1 protein-coding gene is annotated in these 1,336 nt (G+C 62.1%); it reads left to right on the top strand.

What is annotated here, in order from left to right:
- A partial coding sequence (gene aceB, locus IGB42_RS21780) for a malate synthase A (protein WP_159675651.1) occupies positions 1-1,336 on the top strand: 1,336 nt, incomplete at both ends.

The raw sequence follows: 1,336 nt of genomic DNA, 5'->3' as shown, positions 1-1,336 counted from the left end.
GCGCCTGGCAGATCGCCCCGCTGCCCGATGACCTCGCACGCCGCCGCGTCGAAATCACCGGCCCGGTCGAGCAGAAGATGATCATCAATGCGCTCAACTCCGGCGCAGACAGCTACATGACCGACTTCGAGGATTCGAATACCCCCAACTGGCGCAACCAGATCCAGGGGCAGGTGAACCTCAAGCAGGCAATCCGCCGTACGCTGGGGTTTACCAATGAGGCCGGCAAGCGTTATCAGTTGAATGAAACGGTAGCGACCTTGCTGGTGCGCCCGCGCGGCTGGCATCTGGACGAGAAGCACGTGACCGTCGATGGCGAACGCGTCTCCGGCGGCATCTTCGATTTCGCCCTGTTCCTGTTCCACAACGCGCACGAGCTGCTGGCCCGCGGCAGCGGGCCGTACTTCTACCTGCCCAAGCTGGAATCGCATCTGGAAGCCCGCTTGTGGAACGATCTCTTCGTGTTGGCGCAGCACGAGCTGGGTATCCCGCAGGGCACCATCAAGGCCACGGTGCTGGTGGAAACCATCCTGGCGGCGTTCGAGATGGAAGAAATCCTTTACGAATTGCGTGAGCACTCGGCCGGGCTCAATGCCGGGCGCTGGGATTACATCTTCAGCTGCATCAAGAAGTTCAAGACCGATGCGGACTTCTGCCTGGCCAACCGGGCCCAGATCACCATGACGGTGCCGTTCATGCGTGCGTATGCCCTGCAGCTGGTCAAGACCTGCCACAAGCGCGGTGCACCGGCGATCGGCGGCATGAGTGCACTGATCCCGATCAAGCACGATGCCGAAGCCAACAGCAAGGCTATGGCGGCCGTGCGGGCCGACAAGACCCGTGATGCCGGCGATGGCTTTGACGGCGGCTGGGTGGCCCACCCGGGGCTGGTACCGATTGCGATGGAAGAATGGTTGAAGGTATTGGGCGATCGCCCCAACCAGATCGACAAGCAGCGTGATGATGTCACTACGACCGCTGCTGACCTGCTCAACTTCCAGCCCGCACAACCGATCACCGAAGCCGGCCTGCGCATGAACATCGACGTGGGTATCCAGTACCTGGGTTCCTGGCTGGCCGGCAATGGCTGCGTGCCCATCCATAACCTGATGGAAGATGCCGCTACTGCGGAGATCAGTCGCTCGCAGGTGTGGCAGTGGATCCGCTCCCCCAAGGGCGTGCTGGACGATGGCCGCAAGGTGACGGCGGATTACGTACGGGAACTGATTCCGCAAGTGCTGGCGGCGATCCGAGCCGAGCATGGTGAAGAAACCTTCAACCGCGTGCCGTATGCGCGGGCAGCGGAGATCTTCGAGGGGATGAGTACCAGCGAGGC

The sequence above is a fragment of the Andreprevotia sp. IGB-42 genome (assembly GCF_009848685.1).
In the GTDB taxonomy this organism is placed as follows: domain Bacteria; phylum Pseudomonadota; class Gammaproteobacteria; order Burkholderiales; family Chitinibacteraceae; genus Andreprevotia.
Note: the sequence above shows the minus strand (reverse complement) of the source record. Positions and strands in the feature narration are given on the sequence as shown.